Below are 18,518 nucleotides of genomic sequence, written 5' to 3'. Positions count from 1 at the left end.
ATTTAGCCCAAGTATTACATAATTAAAATGCAAAAACGAAAAATAGCTGTAGTCATTACAGCGCGTCCTTCTTATAGTCGTGTAAAAACAGTACTAACAGCAATTCAGAAACATCCAAATCTGGAATTGCAGTTAATTATTGCTGCTTCAGCACTATTAGATCGATACGGTTCTGCTGTAAATTACATCGAAAAAGATGGTTTTGCTATTGCCGCAAAAGTATTTAATGTACTGGAAGGTGAAAATCTAACTGCAGCAGCAAAAACTACCGGAATTGGTATTTTGGAATTGTCTACCGTTTTTGATAATTTAAAACCAGACATTGTTGTAACCGTGGCAGATCGATTCGAAACAATGGCTACTGCAATTGCTGCTTCTTATATGAACATACCTTTGGCTCATATTCAAGGAGGTGAGGTGACTGGTAATATTGATGAGAAAGTACGTCATGCAATTACGAAATTAGCAGATTACCATTTCGTAGCTTCTGAAAGTGCCAAAGAGAGAGTTATAAAGTTGGGCGAAGAATCTAAAATGGTTTTTAATACCGGATGTCCGTCAATTGATTTAGCCTCAGAAATAATTAATAACAAAACGCTTTCTTTTGATCCCTATGAAAAATATGGTGGTGTAGGAGCAAAACCCGATTTAAATAATGGCTATGTGGTTGTTATGCAACATCCGGTTACTACTGAATATAAGGATTCAAGAAAACATATAGAAGTTACGCTTGAAGCGATTTATAAATTAAATAAGCCTACACTTTGGTTTTGGCCAAATGTCGATGCTGGAGCAGATGGAACTTCTACGGGAATTCGTGCTTTTAGAGAACAACATCAATTACCGAATGTCCATTTTTTTAAAAATATGGAAGGGAAGGATTTTTTACAATTATTGAAACATAGTGATTGCCTAATCGGAAATTCAAGTGTTGGAATACGAGAATGTGCTTTTCTTGGTGTTCCGGTTGTTAATATTGGTTCGCGTCAAAATAGAAGAGAACGTGGAGGAAATAGTGTAGACGTGGATTATTCTGAAAAAGAAATTGGAAACGCAATTAAAACAATGATCCAAAAAGGGCAAAGTATTTCATCTCCTATATATGGAGATGGAAAAGCAGGTGTAAAAATAGCTAAATTATTAGCAGAAGTGCCTTTACAATTTCATAAAACAATAAATTATTAGATGAAAGTATTGGCTATAATTCCAGCTCGTGGTGGTTCTAAAGGTGTACCAGGAAAGAATATCAAGGATTTGGGAGGTAAACCTTTACTGGTGCATGCAATTGAGTGTGCTTTGCAATCTGCGCTTGTAACTAAAACTGTTGTGTCTACTGATGATAGCAATATTGCAAACGTTGCAATTGGACACAATGTTGAAGTTTTAAAAAGACCTGCTCATTTAGCTGATGATAAAAGTAATGTTGTAGACACGGTTTTGCATATAATAAAGGAAAGTACTGAAAATTTTGATGTTATAGTACTTCTTCAACCAACTTCTCCACTGCGTACTTATAAAGACCTTGATAACATTATCAAATTATTAGCTGATAAAAATGATAAAGATGGTGTTATAAGTGTCGTGCCAATGAATGATATTCATCCGGCAAGAATGTATAAGTTGATTAATGATGTTGAATTAATCCCATTATTTCAAACAGGGGAAGCTTTGAGAAGACAGGATATTGAGCCGGTGTATTATAGAAATGGCTGTTTTTATGCGGTTCGAGTTAATGCATTTTTAGACCAAAAAACATTTATGGTTCAAAAAAAAATGGCTTATATAATGAATCCTGATTGGTTAGTCAATATTGATACTTTTAGAGATTTTAAATTAGCAACACTTTTATATGACGATTGGAAAAAAGAAACTACTAATTACTGAATCAGATAATTTTAGTGTTAAGGCATTAACTATTTTGAATGAATTCTTTCAGGTAAAAATAGGAAGAATTGAAAATCGGGAAGAGCTAAAACTAGAAATTGCTGATGCTGATATAATTTTTGTAAGGCTGGGATTTGTAATTGATAAAGAAATTATTAGTAAAGCAACAAATTTAAAGTTCATACTAACGGCTACAACTGGTCTGGATCATATTGATACAAATTATTTTGAAAGTGTTGGAGGAGAGGTTATATCTCTTAAAGGGGAAGTTGGTTTTTTAAAAAGTATACCATCTACCGCAGAGCATACATGGGGATTATTAATTGCTTTGCTAAAGAGAATTCCAAGTGCCTACGATCATGTTAAAAATGGAGGATGGGATAGAAATTTATACATTAATACAAATTTAAAAGGAAAAAAAATAGGGATTCTAGGATTTGGTCGCGTGGGAACTCAAGTCGCTAATTTTGCTAAAGCCTTTGATATGGAAGTTGGCTTTTTTGATGTGAAAGATATTGATTCTCAATTTGTTAAATTCTATGCTCCAGAAGAAATGTTCGACTGGGCAGATATAATCAGTTTGCATATTCCATTTTCATTAGAAAATAAAAAAATTGTCAATAAAAATTTATTGTCCTATATCAATAAAGAAGCAGTATTAATTAATACATCACGAGGAGGGATCTGGGATGAAGATGAGGTCGCAAGATTGATTAAATGTGGGCAAATTAAAGGTGTTGCAACAGATGTTTTAGAGAACGAGCTTTATGCCGAAAGTATTTTATCAAATCCATTAGTTGAATTGTCAAAACAAAACTTTAATATAATTATTACACCTCATATTGCCGGTGCAACAAAAGAGTCCATGGAAATGACCGAAGAATTTATTGTTGAAAAATTTTTACAGAAATGGATAGTTTTATGATGATTTATGAATTTTTCCAAATAATTTGAAAGTAGATAATAGCTATTTAGTAGAAGATTTTTAAACTACAATGGTTTCTGAAATGAGTCATTATAAATAATTTTAGAAAAGAATTTAAGTTTTCATTTCTAAAAAAAAATATTCTTTTCTTTGTGCCTTCATAATAAAATGCAAACCATTAAAATACCATATGTTTTTTAACTCTATAGCTTTTGCTATTTTTTTACCGATAGTCTTTTTTCTGTATTGGTTTGTTTTTAATAAAACTAAAAGCGCACAAAATGCACTACTAATTGTTGCCAGTTATTATTTCTATTCTTGTTGGGACTGGAGGTTTTTATTCTTGCTCGTTTTCTCTACCTTCTTAGATTATTATACCGGAATTCAAATTGAAAAAGGGAAATCTGAAAAAAGTAGAAAATTTTGGTTTTGGCTTAGTATTACCGTCAATTTAGGTTTTTTAGGAGTATTCAAATACTATAATTTCTTTGCTGCTTCTTTTGCAGAATTACTAAATTCAGTCGGAATCAATGCTAGTCCGATTTTATTAAATGTAATTCTGCCGGTCGGAATTTCATTCTATACTTTTCACGGATTATCCTACGTAATTGATATTTATTTTAAGAGAATAAAAGCTGAATATAACTTTATAGATTATTCACTTTTCGTGAGTTATTTTCCCCTTTTGGTTGCCGGACCAATAGAAAGAGCAACACATTTATTGCCAGAATTAAAGGTTAAAAGAGAATTTGATTTTCAAACAGCAAAAGAAGGTGTTTATCAAATAATTTGGGGATTGGTGAAGAAAGTAGTAATTGCAGACACCTGTGCAACTTATGCCAATGCTATTTTCGATCATTATGAGACAATGAACTCTTTCTCATTAATTCTGGGAGCTATTTATTTTGCGTTTCAAATTTATGGCGATTTTTCGGGATACTCAGATATTGCTTTAGGAGTTTCAAAATTGTTTGGTTTGGAGTTATTACGAAATTTCAATTACCCTTATTTTTCAAGAGACATAGCTGAATTCTGGCGTCGTTGGCACATTTCACTTTCTTCCTGGTTTCGGGATTATTTGTATATTCCGTTAGGTGGAAGCAAAGGTGGACTTTGGATGAAAATCAGAAATACATTTATAATTTTCGTAGTCAGCGGATTTTGGCATGGAGCCAATTGGACTTATCTCGCTTGGGGATTTTTGAATGCGATTTATTTTCTTCCATTACTTTTATCCAATAGCAACCGAAATAATATGGATGCAATTCAGCTAAAGTTTAATCTCGATTCTGTGAAAGTGCTATGGAGTATAATTTTTACTTTTTCGATTACTTGTGTTGCCTGGGTTTTCTTTAGAGCAAAAACAATTACGGATGCAGTTTCATATTTAAAACGAATAGTTACTAATAGAGATTTTGGTTTCCAATATTTAGATAATGAACGCTATAGTTATGAATTGTTAGTCATGATAGGCCTATTTGTTTTGGTTGAATGGAATAACCGTAACAAAATAGAACCGCTTTCCGGCAAAATGAGTAGCATAAGAGTTGCTTTGGCAATTTTAACGATAATTGCTTTTGGAACTTATTCCGACTATAAAGAATTTATATATTTTCAGTTTTAATGAAGAAGTTTTTAATTTTTATAGCCAAAATTCTGGTTGTAGTAATCCTGATTGTAATTGCATTGGATGGTTTTTATACTTATGTTTTTTTGCATTCTAAAAACAGAGGAAAAATAGAAAAGGTTTTTAATTCTAAAGAAGAAAAATATGATGTTATTATTTTAGGCTCATCGAGAGCAAACAACCATTTCGTAGCACAAATGTTTGAGGACAAAGGACTGAAGACATTTAATTACGGAATGAGTGGGGGACATCTGTTTGAAGCTTCATTAATGTTGAAATTAATGATCGAAAGAAAATATGAAATAAAAAATGTCATTTTGGAAGCTGATTTGAATCTTTCAAATGATCAGGAATCGGAAGGAGTATCAGCAAAATTTCTACCTTATATTCATAATTCAACTGTAATAAAACAACATTTTGCTTCTCAAAAAGATTTTAAGGAACTTTATTATCTTCCATTTTACAGATTTATAAAATATGATGGAAAAATTGGTTTCAGAGAGGTTTTTCATGTTTTAGAAGGTGAGAAAACAAATCCATTAGATAATTTAGGATATTATCCGTTGGTTAAGCATAAAAGCGGAAATATGAAAAATAACATTGTCAATTTAAATCCGTTACCACATAATAAATATTACGAGGAAATTAAAAATATTTGTCGTACAAACCATATTAATTTGATTGTAGTAATGACACCTATGTGCGAAAACGTCAAGGGAATGAATTACTTTGATAAAGTAAAAAACGCTTATCCGGAAATACATAATTACGAAAATGTAGTTATTGAAGATAAATATTTTTCGTCATGCGGACATATGAATGATGAAGGTGCGCGTATGTTTACTTCTCGAATTTTAAAAGATTTTTTTGATATAAACAAATAATGGAGAAAAGTAAAATCTTGTTATTATTCCCTGATGGTGTTGGAATTCGAAATTATCTTTACTCTAGTGTATTTAATCATCTAGAAGAAGATTTAATTCTGTTTCATAATTTTGATACGGAGACGATAAAGGCAATACAGCAAAATACTGATATTCATGAAGAATTGACGATTCCTGATTATCGGGAGTCAGTAAAAGAAAAATTTTTAAGAGAATTAATTTGTCTCTCAAGATTACATTACAATAATTCAAAAGTACATAATCCAACTTTGTTGAAGAATTGGAACTGGAATCAGAAAACATTTTCTAAAAAAATATTTTATAAAACAATTGAGTTTTTGGCTCCTTTTTTTAAACATTATAAGAGTATTTTAAATCTGGAAAAAAGATATCAGAAAGCTCTTCGTAAAAATTCTTTTTGTAAAGAGATTAAAGATATTCTAAAGCAAGTGAAGCCCACTGTTGTTTTCTGCTCGCATCAAAGAGCATTAAAAGCGGCTCCAATATTTGCGGCAGCTAAAGATTTAGGTATCAGAACAACAACTGTCATTTATTCCTGGGATAATTTACCCAAAGCCCGTATGGCATTAAAAGCTGACAATTATTTGGTTTGGTCTGATTATATGCAGCAAGAGCTAAATCTCTATTATCCTGAAATTGATTCAAGTCAGATTAATGTCACGGGAACTCCTCAGTTTGAATTTTATGAAGATTCTAAAAAGATAATTAATAAAGAAATTTTTTATCAGACTTATAATTTAGATCCAAATAAAAAAATTATCTGTTATTCTGGCGATGATACTAAAACCTCTCCAGATGATCCAAAATATCTGAGAGACATTGCAGAAGAAATCATAAAAGCAAATTTACATGATGAGTATCAGATATTGCTCAGACGATGCCCGATTGATTTTTCAGGAAGGTTTGATGAAGTTGTAAGTCAGTATAAAGATTTAATAAAAGAAGCGCCGCCTTTATGGTATTTTAGTAAATCTAAAGAATGGAATTCTGTTTATCCCACTCTTGATGATGTTAAGTTATTGGTGAGTACAGCTTTTTATTCTGAGATCGTAATAAATGTTGGTTCTACAATGGCTTTTGATTTTGCTATGTTTAATAAACCTTGTGTTTTTATTAATTATGATCAGAAACAGAAAACAGTTAATAATTGGTCTGTGAAAACGATTTACAATTATCAGCATTTTAAAAGTATGTCAGATTCAAATGCAGTCATTTGGTTGAATAGCAAAGAAGAGATAGTTGATAAAATTACTTCTGAGAAAAGTTGTAGTGCCGAAATGATTAAATGGAAAGAGGTTGTGTTGGAAAATTATAAAAACTCTTCTGGCAAAATAAATAATGCAATCAAAATCAATTTATAATGCACATTTGTTTCGTAACCAATGAGTTTCCTAAAAAAGGATTTCCACACGGTGGAATTGGCAGTTTTGTTAAGACACTGGCTGTGACATTGGTAAAAAATGGAGTTAGAGTTTCGGTCGTTGGAATTAATTATACACCAGAAAACGAAACTCAAAATATTGAAGGAATAAACGTTTACCGATTAAAGAGAAGTAAGTTAAAGGGATTATCATGGTTTTTTAATTCCAGAGCAATCAATTCAAAAATTAAAGAAATTCATCAACAAAATCCAATTCAGATTATTGAATCTTCTGAACTTGGTTTGGCTTTTCTGTCCAAAATAAAAGAGATTAAATATATTATAAGGCTTCATGGTGGACATCATTTTTTTGCTGAAAGCGAAAAAAGAAAAATTAATAGATGGAAAGGATTTCAGGAAAAAAGATCTTTTAAAAAGAGTGATGCTTTTATTGCCATTTCGTACTATGTGAAAAATCATACAGAGAAGTATTTAAGTTATAATAGTAAACCAGTTGCTTATATAAGCAATCCAGTCGATACACTTTTTTTTAAGCCAAGAGAGAATAAATCAGAATATAAAAACAGAATTGTATTTGCCGGCACAGTTTGCGAAAAAAAAGGTGTACGTCAGTTAATACAATCTTTTCCATTTGTAAAAAAAGAATTTCCAGATGCGACTCTTGAAATTTATGGAAGAGACTGGTTCTTTCCAGACGGAAGTTCTTATATTAAAATGTTGAAAGAGAATGAAATACCGCAATTAGGAGAATTTGCAAAAGATGTTCACTTTAATGGATTAGTTTCTTATAATGATATTCCGCAGATATATGCTGATGCTTCAGTTTGTGTTTTTCCTTCTCACATGGAAACCCAAGGTCTGGTAGCTCCAGAAGCGATGGCGATGCAGAAAACGGTAGTTTTTACTAAATACGGTCCTGGACCGGAAGCTATTGAAGATTTTATTACCGGACTTTTATGTGACCCTCATAATCCAAAAGATATAGCAGAAAAAATTATTTGGGTATTATCTGATCCGGTAAAAGCAAAAATGATGGCTGACAATGCTCTTGATTTTGCATGCGAAAAATACGGACTTGACAACATTGTCCTTCAAAATATTAATGTCTACAAAAATATAGTGGTCACATAATTATAAGTATTAATTTTTTTTGGGAAGAATAAATTGATGCTAAATAGAAATAATCTTAAGATGAAAATTGGAATATTAGTTTATAAGATGTCGGGTGTAGGAGGAGTTGAGAGAATAACAGCTGAGAAAATAAATGCATGGATAGAGATATTTGGTTATGATGTAGTTTTAATAACCAAAAATGAAAAGGAGGCTCCTTTTTTTTATGAGGTAAATAAAAAATGTAAACGCTATAATCTTAATATTCATGCTAAATTAAGAAGTGGTATAAAAGATTATATAAAAAACATTCCTCAGGCATTTAAGCTTTTTCTTGGGCTAAAAAATGTAATGAAATCTGAAAAGATCGACATTCTATTTACAACAATGAGAGGAATTGATTCTTTAGTTGTTCCTTTTGCTAAGGTAAGAGTCCCTAAAATTTCTGAGATTCACGGATCTGGTTTTGCTCATAATGAAAAAGCTTGGTTTTGGAAAAGCCTAATTATTAACAGATACAAAAAACTTGTTGTACTCAATAAATGTGAAGTTGATTATTATCCGTTAGATAATATTGCAGTAATTCCAAATTTTATTGATAATTCTGATTATAATTTTTCCAAACATGATAAAAAAAATGTTATAATTTCTGCTGGTAGAATTTCAAGAGAAAAACAATTTGATCATTTGATAGATATTTGGTCTTTAATAGCTTCAAAATATGATCAATGGGAAGTTCATCTTTATGGAGATGGACCAATAGATGTTTTTAAGAACAAGATTGATGAACTAGGTATACAGAAAAGTTTCAAAATATTCCCCTCGACAACAGAAATAAAAAATAAGATGCAAAAGGCAAGTATCTTTGTCTTGGTTTCTGCGACTGAAGCTTTTCCGATGGTTTTGTTGGAAGCTATGAATGCGAAGTTGCCTATTGTTTCTTATGACTCGCCAAACGGGCCTAAAAGTATCGTTACTGATGGAAAAGATGGTTTTATAGTGCCATTGAATAATCAAACAGCTTTTGCTGAAAAATTAGAATTGCTTATTAATGATGTGTCACTTAGAGAGAATTTTATTGAAAACCAGGAAATTAAACTGGATGCTTTCTCCAAAAAAAGAGTTATGAATCAGTGGAACGATTTAGTTTTGGAAGTTTTGAATAAAAAGTAATGACATTAAAGAACTAATTTGAAATAATCTCAGAATGAAAATAGGAATTCTAGTTAACGGAATGTCAGGTATTGGTGGAATCCAAAGAATCACCACTGAAAAAATTAATGGTTGGATCGAGGATTATGGATATGAAGTAATACTTATTACTAAAAACCAAGGAAATGCTTCTGTTTTTTACAAGCTTCATGAAAAATGTAAATTCTATAATTTGGATGTAAAGTCAAAATTATATGGAGGTGTAATTTCATATATAAGAAATAGTCGAAAAGGGTTTAAGTTTTACACAGGTTTAAAAAAAATAATAGAAACAGAATCAATTGATATTTTGTTGACAACGGTAATAGGTTTTGATTCCTTAATCGTACCTTTTGTAAAGTTTAAAATTCCTAAAATATTAGAGATTCATAGTTCCGGAGCTTCTTATAATATGAAAACATGGTTTTATAAGAAATATATAATAAGGCAATACAATAAGATTGTATTACTGAGTCTTGATGAAATAGCATATTTTGGTTTAAAAAATGTAGTTGTTATTCCAAATTTTATATATGACTTAAATGAAAATACTCACGTAAATGCAAAAAAAAATATTGTAATAACTGCGGGAAGAATTGCACCTATAAAACAATTTGATCAATTAATAGATATTTGGGCCATAATAGCTGCTAAAAACTTAAATTGGGAATTACATATATATGGAGGTGGAGATGTTAAATTATTGCAGGAAAAAATCCGAAAGGAAAAATTAGAGCAAAATGTTAGACTTTATCCTGCGACAAAAGAGATAAAGAATAAAATGCAAGAAGCTAAAATTTTTGTTTTGGTCTCTCAGTATGAGGCATTTCCTATGGTTTTATTAGAGGCTATACAAGCTCAACTTCCTATTGTTTCTTATGACTCACCTCATGGGCCAAAAAATATTATTTCTCATGATATAGATGGTTTTATTGTGCCTCTGAATGATAAGATGGCTTTTGCAGAAAAGTTAGATTTGCTTATCAATGATGAAGTAATTAGAGAGAGTTTTATTGAAAATCAGAAAATTAAACTGGATACTTTTTCGAAGAATAGAGTGATGAATCAGTGGAATGATTTATTTTTAGAGGTATTACGTAAATAACTATTTGAATGAAACTTGAATTGCCAAATTGGACTTCTCATCATAATATGCTGATTTATTCGGTACTATTTTATTGTGAAGAGAATGATCTCGATTTCAAAATTGTTTTTAATAATAAAATAGTTGCTGGTGGAGCAATTCTTTATGCAGATGGTAAAGTAATTTTTTTTGATTATTCAGACAATAATCTTTTTATTAGTGATCCGGAAAAGTATGATTTTTATTTAAAACGATCCTTGTTGCTTAAGGATTATAGTAAAAATGTCCATCCGCTCAATTTCCAGGTAAATCTTTCGTATAAAGCATTAAAACTTTTATTAAAATTTGATTTCAGAAATCTTATAGATAGTAGAAATAGAACAGAAGTGGTGCGCGCATCAGATTACTTTAATTTAGGAACTAATTTATCGCATCAGGCAATGGATGTGAGGTGTTTTCCTAAAAAGGTAAGTGATAATAATGGAAAAATAATTTTTCATACCCGATTATGGGACCCAAAGAATCATCCTGATGACGAAGAAAAACAAAGAAGGATGATTCAGAATGAATTTCGGATAGAGGCATGTCGAATTATAAAAAAGAATTTTAAAAATTCTTCCGTAGGGATATTTCCTGATTCTCTATCAAAAATTATAGCTCCCGATCTTCTATTAGATTTAAAACAAACAGCAAAAAAAGATTATTTTAAATCATTGCTAAATGCCGATATCGGTATAGCTGATGATGGATTGAAAAACACTCCCGGATGGAAAATCGGAGAATATTTATTGTTTGGAAAAGCAGTAATTACGACTCCCGTAAATGTTGTAATTGAGGATTTTAAAGAACACATCAATTACGAAAAAGTAAGTACACGTAACTCATTTAATGAATTGCCGGAAAAAATTGAAAGTCTGCTTACGGGAAAAAAATACCTTGAAATGGGGCAGAATAATTTTATATGGAGCGGCCTAAATTTGCATCCCAAAAATTACATCAATAGAATATTATCGATCACCGAAAATATAATTTAGTTTTAAATCCAATGAAGTTTGCCATTATCACGCATGTTTGTCACATCAAAAGTAATAATCAATATTATGGTTATGCACCTTATATTCGTGAAATGAATATCTGGCTAAAAGATGTTGATAAAGTGATAGTTGTAGCTCCTTTAATGCAAGGAAATCCCACAGAAATCGATATACCGTATAAAAATGATAAAATCGATTTTTATAAAGTACAGGATTTTGATTTTGTAAATGTAGAAAATAGTTTTAGATCAGTTCTTAAACTCCCTAAAATTTTTTGGAACATCTTTTGGGCGATGAAAAAAGCAGATCATATTCATCTGAGATGTCCTGGAAATATGGGTTTGCTTGGATGTATTGCACAAATATTTTTTCCTTCAAAGAAAAAAACAGCGAAGTATGCGGGAAATTGGGATCAGAAAAGCAAACAACCTGCAACATACTGTTTGCAAAAATGGATTTTAAGTAATACTTTCCTTACCAGAAACATGCAAGTTTTAGTGTATGGTGAATGGGAAAATCAGTCGAAAAATATTAAATCTTTTTTTACAGCTACTTATTCTGATTCCGAAAAAGAAATTGTAATTAAAAATAATATAGAATCAGATAGCGTTTTTATTTTTGTCGGAAGCCTCGTGTCTGGGAAAAATCCAATCTACGCTGTAAAACTAGTTGAGCAGTTGGTTAAGAATAACAAAAAAGTGCTTCTTAATATTTTTGGAGAAGGTATTGAGCGTGTGAATTTAGAAAATTATATAAAAAGTAATCAACTGGAGAATTTTGTTTTTTTGCACGGAAATCAAAGTAAAGAAACATTAAAACAATTTTATAAAAAAAGCCATTTTGTTATTTTACCTTCTAAAAGTGAAGGCTGGCCAAAAGCAATTGCCGAAGGAATGTTTTGGCGTTGTGTTCCATTGGCAACAAATGTTTCTTGTGTACCTTTTATGATTGATTATGGAAAAAGAGGAATTTTATTGGAGATGAATGTGAAAAAAGATTTAGCTCAAGTAAAAGAGATTATTTTAGATCAGAATAAGTTTGAAGAAATGAGCAAATTAGCGTCCGTCTGGTCACAAAATTATACCATTGATGAATTTGAAATTGAAATTGAAAAATTGCTGCTAAAATGAGAATTCTTCAGTTAATAGATTCTTTGGAAGCGGGTGGTGCTGAAAGAATGGCAATCAGTTATGCAAATGCTTTAGTTGAGAAAATAGAATTCTCAGGTTTAGTAGCAACTAGAAAAGAAGGTCAATTGATTGATCAGGTGAATGAGAACGTTTTTTATTTATTTTTAAATAAAAAAAGAGCAATTGACTTTACAGCTATTTATAGACTAAGGAGGTATTTAAAAGAAAATAAGGTTGCCATCATACATGCTCATGGTTCTTCTTTTTTTACTGCGATTTTGGTAAAATTGACCTTACCGAAAATTAAGGTTATATGGCACGATCATTACGGATTGCGTTCAAATCAGTCAAGAAGCCAGAATAAGATATTAAATTTTTGTTCGCTATTTTTTACTTCCATTTTTACTGTCAATTTACAATTGCAAAAATGGAGTGAAAAGAATTTATTTTGTAAAAAAGTAATTTTTGTTCCTAATTTTACCTTGCAAAACGGCTCACCTCAGAAAATTACAATTTTAAAGGGAGAGAAAGGAAAGCGTATAGTTTTTCTGGCTAATCTAAAAAAACCTAAAAATCATATTATAATTCTTAAAGCTTTTTACGATTTAAAATTAAAAGATTTAGGTTGGTCGCTCCATTTGATTGGTAAAGATTATAATGATAATTATTCTCAATGTTTAAAAGATTTTATAGAATCTAATTCATTAGAAAATCATATACATTTGTGCGGAAATAGAAATGATATAGAATATATCTTATTTCAGTGTTCGATCGGAGTTTTGGCTTCAACAGCTGAGGGATTTCCTGTGACTTTATTAGAGTATGCTTTGGCAAATTTAGCTGTTGTTTCCACAAATGTAGGTTATTGCTCGGAAATTATTGAAGAAGAAGTTAATGGACTATTATTTGATCCATCAGATGAATCGGAACTTAAAAGGAAATTAACTAGAATTGTTAATGATCAATTGCTAAGAGATACGTTATCAAGTAATTTTAAAGAAACCGTGATTAAGAAGTATTCAAAGGAAACCGTGATCAAACAATTAATGATTGAATATAGAAATTGCAAGAATGAAAAGTAAATCATTGTCATACAGTTCTCTCATTCTGATTCATATAATCATTGCTTTGATAATTTTTGTTGTGCCATTTTTGTCTAAGATTTATGCATTGTTAATACCTATTTTCGGGTTTTTAATTGTTGTTCGAAATCAAAATAAGAATAATGAGGTATTGTTTGTTGCAGCCTATCTTGTTGGTGTTGAGGTTTTTTTAAGGATGACGGGAGGTAATTTTAATAATGAATACGTAAAATTTCTAGTGATGTTTTTTATGTTACTCGGAATGTTTTTTAGTAATTTTTCAATTAGTTCGTTTGTATATATTATTCTTTTACTTTTATTGATACCTGGAATCTTGGTTACAACTGCCGTCGAAAATCTTGATTTAGATATTAAAAAAGCTTTAGTTTTTAATTTATCAGGACCATTCTGTTTAGCAATTGCTTCTATTTATACTTTTAAAAAAAGATTGCTTTTTTCGCAGTTACAAAATCTTCTGATAGCAATTGGATTGCCAATTGTTTCGACTGTTGCGTATTTATTTTTGTACAATCCAAGTGTAAAAGATGTAGTAAGAGGAACTGCGTCTAATTTTGAAACTTCTGGAGGTTTTGGCCCCAATCAGGTATCGACTATTTTAGGTTTAGGAATGTTTGTTTTTTTTACACAGCTGATTTTATTTTCAAAATCAAAATTAACAATACTTTTAAACGGAGTATTATTCATTTTTATTACTTATCGAGGTATTGTTACTTTTTCAAGAGGGGGTATCATTACAGGAGCGGTTATGATACTGGCTTTGCTGTTTTTACTATATTATTTTTCAAACAGTAAAGGTAAAGGTGCATTTGTTCTCGTTTTTGCTCTCACTGCTTTAATGGCTGTTGGGATTTGGGGATATAGTTCTATGCAGACAAGAGGTCTTATAGAAAAACGATATGCTAACCAGGACGCTAAAGGGCGAGTAAAAAAAGATAGACTTGGAGGGCGCGAGGCAATTATAGATACAGATTTAAAATTATTTTTTGAAAATCCTATAACAGGAATTGGTGCAGGAATGGGAAAGCAACTACGAGAAGAATCAACAGGTCATGCTTCTGCTGCCCATAATGAGATTTCAAGAATGCTTAGTGAGCATGGTTTGTCCGGGGTTTTTGGATTATTTATACTTCTATTAACTCCCTTTGTTCTTTATTTTAATAATAAACAACATTTGTATTTTTTATCCTTTTTCGTTTTTTGGTTTCTAACCATCAATCATGCTGCTATGCGAATTGCTGCACCGGCTTTCATTTATGCATTGTCTCTTCTTTCTATACAGGTTAAAATTCCCGAAAATGATGAAAAATCTATCGATTAATATCAATTTTTTTATGATACATTTGCTCCAAATCATAGCGTTTAAAAAAAACTGAATACATGGTTGCCAATAAGAAAATGCATTTCGAAATTTCAGAAAGAAAAATACTACTGCGTATCTGTGATGCCTTTTTTTTATTGTCAGGTTTGTATTTGTTGAGTTTGTTATTTGACTATCAATATTTTGTGTTAGATCTGTCTCATTTCTTGAGACCACTTTTGTTGGTTGTCTATGTACTTATTTTCGGAGCAATTTTCGAGATGTACAATCTCCAGGTTTCTAGTAACCAATTTCAAATTCTTAGAAGTGTTATTCTGACTGTGACAACTTCAGTTTTGGTTTATTTGTTTACACCGATTTTTTCTCCTGAGCTTCCAAAGCAACGTATTGTAATTCTGATTTTTTATTTTACTATTCTTGGTTCATTATTGCTGTGGCGTGTTTGTTATGCAGTTTTTCTGGCTTCTCATCGTTTTTCACAAAGTGTAATTTTAATTTGTGATCAGGATCAGGTAGAGGAATTGGTACTGGGACTTGAAAATGTAGATCCGCACTATAAGATAATTGGTTTTGTAAATTCGGATTCTGTTTCAGAAGCGGATTCAAAATTTCATTATGTAAAAGAGATTAAAAAAGAAGATTTAGAATCGTTTGTAAGCAAAAACTATGTTTCGGAAATAGTGATTGCATCTCAAAAAACGGACGGAATAACTGCGGAATTGTATCAACAGTTGCTCCATTTATTGGAATCCGGAAATATCATTAGAGAGTATACACAGGTATACGAAAGCAAAACATATCGAATTCCAGTGCATTATATAACACGTGATTTTTACCGCTTTTTTCCATTTAGCCGCAGTAATAATAATAAACTGTATTTGTTTGTAATACGTTTTTTTGAATTCGTTATGTCGATTATTGGACTCGTTTTTTGTGGGCTGTTTATTCCTTTTATTTTTATAGGAAATCTTATAGGTAATAAAGGAAGTTTGTTTTATACACAAGAGCGTGTAGGTAAACACGGAGAAGTTTTTGAGATATATAAGTTCAGAACAATGATCAGTAATTCTGAAGCAAATGGAGTTGCTTTTGCAACTTCAAATGATAAAAGAATAACGCCTTTTGGTAGATTTATGCGCAAATCGCGTCTTGATGAATTGCCTCAGTTTATCAATATTCTGAAAGGAGACATGGCTATAATTGGTCCTCGACCGGAACGACCTTTTTTCGTTAAAGAAATTGCCGAAATTATGCCTTTTTATGAAACCCGACACGTAATAAAACCTGGATTGACTGGTTGGGCTCAGGTTAATTATTCTTATGGTGAATCTATTGAAGAAAGTTTGATTAAACTTCAATATGATTTATATTATATCAAACACCGAAGCGTTTTTCTTGATTTAAGCATTACTTTTAAAACCTTTACAACCGTTTTGTTTTATCGCGGGCAGTAATAATTTAGATAATTATCGGAATGCGTTTTTTGTTTCTGAGAGCGACTCTTACTAAAACAAATCCGCTTGTAATAATCATTGGCAAAACAATAAATAAGTGGGCTTTGTTTAATAGAAATAAAGTGTAAACAACTAGAAAAAGAAGGTGTAAAACTGCAAATCGATATGTCCATCTTTTGTTTTTCGTAATCGAAAAAACAATCAAAATCAGTAAAAGCGGACTAAACAAAAGGACATTATAATTCATCGCTAATTCGTGATGAAAAGAATAGAATCCAACTACTACAAAGAAGAACCCCATTAAAGACAAAATAAAAAGATAGATTTTGTCGACTATTTTATTTTGTGCCAAAACTACAAAGCCAAGTATAAAAAGATAAGTGTAAACATTATTCCACCATGATGTTGGTGTTTCTTTCTCAAAACTCAAAAGAGTCTCACTTTTTGTTGCTAAAGGATGGCCCTGAAAAATAGTTTTGTCCAAACTGTTTTTCAATTCAAAAGGCAAAAATATTTTTGTTCCTAATTGATCTACTTTAGTTCCAAAAATAATGCTGGTACCTAGTTTGTCATAAAAATGTCCGTCAAAGTAAGGGAATAAAATAGAACGATAGGTAATGTCAGTATTACCTTTTTTAGTAATTATTTTTCCATTTAGGGTTTTGTTAATAATATCCACAACCATCGAGGTACAGTTTTTATCTATAAATTTATAAGTATAGAAACGATCTTCAGACAATAAAGTAGTATTCAAATTATCAAAAAGCTTCTGTTTTAAATCTTGTGGAATAATCAATTCCTGTTCAAAAACACTTCTTTGTTCATAATTGTATTCATTCATGAAATCTACAAATGGATGGACCACCACAAAATATTGCAAGTCTCCTTTCGCAAATTTGGCCACAAAGTTTGGCGTTCTAAAATCAAAAGCTCCATAGTTGTAGACCAGATCAATATTGTTTGCAGGATCAGCAACACGAATGGCAGTATGACCAAAATAAGAATAGGTTTCATTGCCTAAACCACAAGTGATAACACTAATTTTGGCGTCTTTTGATAAAGGTAAATTTTGGCTGAAACCAATAAAACTTAATAATAATAGTAAAGGGAAAAGTGTTTTTTTGAAAATGACATTTTTCATAATTTCAAATTTTTAAGAAGTTTAATGGTTTTGTAAATATTATCTAAAGATACCTAAATCTACTTTTAAAGAAAAAATATTAGAATATAAGGCTGTGCTTTGGTTTCCTAAGTCAGTTAAGGCGTAATCTACCTGAATGCCTTTATATTTAAATCCAAGTCCGATATTGGGTTGAAAATTGACCTTTTCTGTATTATCTAATTGTGTTACGTTTTGAAAATTTCCAGCACCGGCTCTTAAAAAAACAAGATCGGTGTAACCAAATTCAAAACCAACAGCAGGATCGATACTTACAACTTTTGAAGAAATAATATCGTTTGTCTGTTCAAATCGCATATTTAAATTTGTTGCAACTAAAAGACTATAATCGTTGTGAAAATCAAACTTTTTTGAAACTCCTAATTGTGCTTTTGGTAAAGTAATCTCAGTACTTTCAGGCAGTTCGTTGTTTTCTCCCGGAATAGCATTCGCAATTTTTGCGTATTCTTCCTCGTCAATATTCCAGACATTATACGTCGTGGTAATATCACGAAGCATCAACCCAAATTTCCAGTCATTACGTTCAAACTGTAAACCAGCATCAAAACCAAAACCCCAAGAATTAGCAAATTTTCCGATAATTCGCCTAATTATTTTGGCATTTACTCCGTATTGAAAACCTTCAACAGGCAATTTTCGGGCATATGAAAATGTGAATCCATAATCAGCAGTCGAGAACAAGCTGATTCGGTTATAGTCGATATTTCCCTGATTGTCTATTAACTGAGTAGTATCCATAATATCATCGACACCAAAACGAATCATTGAGATTCCCCATGCGCTTCGATCATCAATCGGACTTGCATATCCTATGTAATCGTATTGCGCGATATTGGCAAAATAATTTGCGTGCATTAGTGAAATTTGATGGTCTTCAAGATGAGTAAGGCCTGCCGGATTCCAGTAAACTGAATTAACATCGTTTGTAGAAGCAACAACTGCACTAGACATTCCTAATGCTGCTGCATCAACGCCAATATTCATAAACTCATTCGAATATTTCCGAACGGTTTGTGCATACTGTGTAGTAAAACTCCAAAATAATAAAAGCGCAAAAAGTTTTTTCAACTGATGTTTATTTGCAGACTGAGGCCTGTTTTTAATTTTTATCAAAAATATAATTTTTTAGTCATCTAATTTGTTCCTTTTGCTAAATAATGCAGAACAGAAGGATTCGTCTAAAAATCTCTTG

At 31.1% G+C, this 18,518-nt stretch carries 16 protein-coding genes; 14 read left to right on the top strand and 2 right to left on the bottom strand.

The annotated features are described in order from the left end of the window. Positions 1-27 precede the first annotated feature (27 nt). The 14 genes from neuC (at position 28) to BD847_RS18710 (ending at position 16,146) form a co-directional block, all read left to right on the top strand. The gene (gene neuC, locus BD847_RS18775) at positions 28-1,185 is read left to right on the top strand and encodes a UDP-N-acetylglucosamine 2-epimerase (protein ID WP_115889799.1); all 1,158 of its coding nucleotides are present in this window, start codon (positions 28-30) and stop codon (positions 1,183-1,185) included. Beyond that, the gene (locus BD847_RS18770; protein WP_115889798.1) at positions 1,186-1,884 is read left to right on the top strand and encodes an acylneuraminate cytidylyltransferase family protein; all 699 of its coding nucleotides are present in this window, start codon (positions 1,186-1,188) and stop codon (positions 1,882-1,884) included. It begins immediately after the preceding gene. Further along, the gene (locus BD847_RS18765) at positions 1,850-2,809 is read left to right on the top strand and encodes an NAD(P)-dependent oxidoreductase (RefSeq protein WP_115889797.1); all 960 of its coding nucleotides are present in this window, start codon (positions 1,850-1,852) and stop codon (positions 2,807-2,809) included. The genes BD847_RS18770 and BD847_RS18765 overlap by 35 nt, the downstream gene beginning before the upstream one ends. Before the next feature lie 190 nt (positions 2,810-2,999). Then, a complete protein-coding gene (locus BD847_RS18760) occupies positions 3,000-4,433 on the top strand; it encodes an MBOAT family O-acyltransferase (RefSeq protein ID WP_115889796.1) in 1,434 nt (477 codons plus the stop codon). Further along, a complete protein-coding gene (locus BD847_RS18755; RefSeq protein WP_115889795.1) occupies positions 4,433-5,320 on the top strand; it encodes a hypothetical protein in 888 nt (295 codons plus the stop codon). The genes BD847_RS18760 and BD847_RS18755 overlap by 1 nt, the downstream gene beginning before the upstream one ends. Then, the gene (locus BD847_RS18750; RefSeq protein ID WP_115889794.1) at positions 5,320-6,702 is read left to right on the top strand and encodes a hypothetical protein; all 1,383 of its coding nucleotides are present in this window, start codon (positions 5,320-5,322) and stop codon (positions 6,700-6,702) included. The genes BD847_RS18755 and BD847_RS18750 overlap by 1 nt, the downstream gene beginning before the upstream one ends. Continuing rightward, on the top strand, positions 6,702-7,853 hold the full coding sequence (locus BD847_RS18745) for a glycosyltransferase family 4 protein (protein WP_115889793.1): 1,152 nt from the start codon (positions 6,702-6,704) through the stop codon (positions 7,851-7,853). The genes BD847_RS18750 and BD847_RS18745 overlap by 1 nt, the downstream gene beginning before the upstream one ends. 60 nt (positions 7,854-7,913) lie before the next feature. After that, positions 7,914-9,005, top strand: a complete 1,092-nt coding sequence (locus BD847_RS18740) for a glycosyltransferase family 4 protein (protein WP_167443891.1) — start codon at positions 7,914-7,916, stop codon at positions 9,003-9,005. Positions 9,006-9,039: 34 nt separating this feature from the next. Continuing rightward, complete coding sequence (locus BD847_RS18735) at positions 9,040-10,128, top strand: glycosyltransferase family 4 protein (RefSeq protein WP_115889791.1); 1,089 nt, start codon at positions 9,040-9,042, stop codon at positions 10,126-10,128. Between the two features lie 8 nt (positions 10,129-10,136). Beyond that, complete coding sequence (locus tag BD847_RS18730; RefSeq protein ID WP_115889790.1) at positions 10,137-11,141, top strand: hypothetical protein; 1,005 nt, start codon at positions 10,137-10,139, stop codon at positions 11,139-11,141. 11 nt (positions 11,142-11,152) lie between these two features. Further along, positions 11,153-12,271: a glycosyltransferase gene (locus BD847_RS18725; RefSeq protein ID WP_115889789.1), complete on the top strand. Its 1,119-nt coding sequence runs from the start codon at positions 11,153-11,155 to the stop codon at positions 12,269-12,271. 23 nt (positions 12,272-12,294) lie between these two features. Further along, positions 12,295-13,353 (top strand): glycosyltransferase, encoded by a 1,059-nt coding sequence (locus tag BD847_RS18720; RefSeq protein ID WP_244201637.1) that lies wholly within the window; start codon positions 12,295-12,297, stop codon positions 13,351-13,353. Beyond that, the gene (locus tag BD847_RS18715) at positions 13,322-14,692 is read left to right on the top strand and encodes an O-antigen ligase family protein (RefSeq protein ID WP_317125314.1); all 1,371 of its coding nucleotides are present in this window, start codon (positions 13,322-13,324) and stop codon (positions 14,690-14,692) included. The genes BD847_RS18720 and BD847_RS18715 overlap by 32 nt, the downstream gene beginning before the upstream one ends. Before the next feature lie 59 nt (positions 14,693-14,751). Next, on the top strand, positions 14,752-16,146 hold the full coding sequence (locus BD847_RS18710; protein WP_115889786.1) for a sugar transferase: 1,395 nt from the start codon (positions 14,752-14,754) through the stop codon (positions 16,144-16,146). A gap of 4 nt (positions 16,147-16,150) precedes the next feature. Here the strand turns inward: BD847_RS18710 and BD847_RS18705 are convergent, their stop codons facing one another. Beyond that, positions 16,151-17,287, bottom strand: coding sequence for a lipoprotein N-acyltransferase Lnb domain-containing protein (locus BD847_RS18705; protein WP_115889785.1), 1,137 nt, complete (start codon positions 17,285-17,287; stop codon positions 16,151-16,153). A gap of 39 nt (positions 17,288-17,326) precedes the next feature. Then, on the bottom strand, positions 17,327-18,394 hold the full coding sequence (locus tag BD847_RS18700; protein WP_449404009.1) for a putative type IX sorting system protein PorV2: 1,068 nt from the start codon (positions 18,392-18,394) through the stop codon (positions 17,327-17,329). Between the last annotated feature and the right edge of the window lie 124 nt (positions 18,395-18,518).

The sequence above is a fragment of the Flavobacterium cutihirudinis genome, assembly GCF_003385895.1.
Taxonomy (GTDB): domain Bacteria; phylum Bacteroidota; class Bacteroidia; order Flavobacteriales; family Flavobacteriaceae; genus Flavobacterium; species Flavobacterium cutihirudinis.
This window is presented reverse-complemented; position numbering and strand designations above follow the sequence as displayed.

Coding starts and splice junctions, on each gene's coding strand:
- BD847_RS18740 (WP_167443891.1), top strand. CDS start 7,914: ATGAAAATTGGAATATTAGTTTATAAGATGTCGGGTGTAGGAGGAGTT.
- BD847_RS18755 (WP_115889795.1), top strand. CDS start 4,433: ATGAAGAAGTTTTTAATTTTTATAGCCAAAATTCTGGTTGTAGTAATC.
- BD847_RS18730 (WP_115889790.1), top strand. CDS start 10,137: ATGAAACTTGAATTGCCAAATTGGACTTCTCATCATAATATGCTGATT.
- BD847_RS18710 (WP_115889786.1), top strand. CDS start 14,752: ATGGTTGCCAATAAGAAAATGCATTTCGAAATTTCAGAAAGAAAAATA.
- BD847_RS18725 (WP_115889789.1), top strand. CDS start 11,153: ATGAAGTTTGCCATTATCACGCATGTTTGTCACATCAAAAGTAATAAT.
- BD847_RS18750 (WP_115889794.1), top strand. CDS start 5,320: ATGGAGAAAAGTAAAATCTTGTTATTATTCCCTGATGGTGTTGGAATT.
- neuC (WP_115889799.1), top strand. CDS start 28: ATGCAAAAACGAAAAATAGCTGTAGTCATTACAGCGCGTCCTTCTTAT.
- BD847_RS18705 (WP_115889785.1), bottom strand. CDS start 17,287: ATGAAAAATGTCATTTTCAAAAAAACACTTTTCCCTTTACTATTATTA.
- BD847_RS18735 (WP_115889791.1), top strand. CDS start 9,040: ATGAAAATAGGAATTCTAGTTAACGGAATGTCAGGTATTGGTGGAATC.
- BD847_RS18770 (WP_115889798.1), top strand. CDS start 1,186: ATGAAAGTATTGGCTATAATTCCAGCTCGTGGTGGTTCTAAAGGTGTA.
- BD847_RS18765 (WP_115889797.1), top strand. CDS start 1,850: ATGACGATTGGAAAAAAGAAACTACTAATTACTGAATCAGATAATTTT.
- BD847_RS18760 (WP_115889796.1), top strand. CDS start 3,000: ATGTTTTTTAACTCTATAGCTTTTGCTATTTTTTTACCGATAGTCTTT.
- BD847_RS18745 (WP_115889793.1), top strand. CDS start 6,702: ATGCACATTTGTTTCGTAACCAATGAGTTTCCTAAAAAAGGATTTCCA.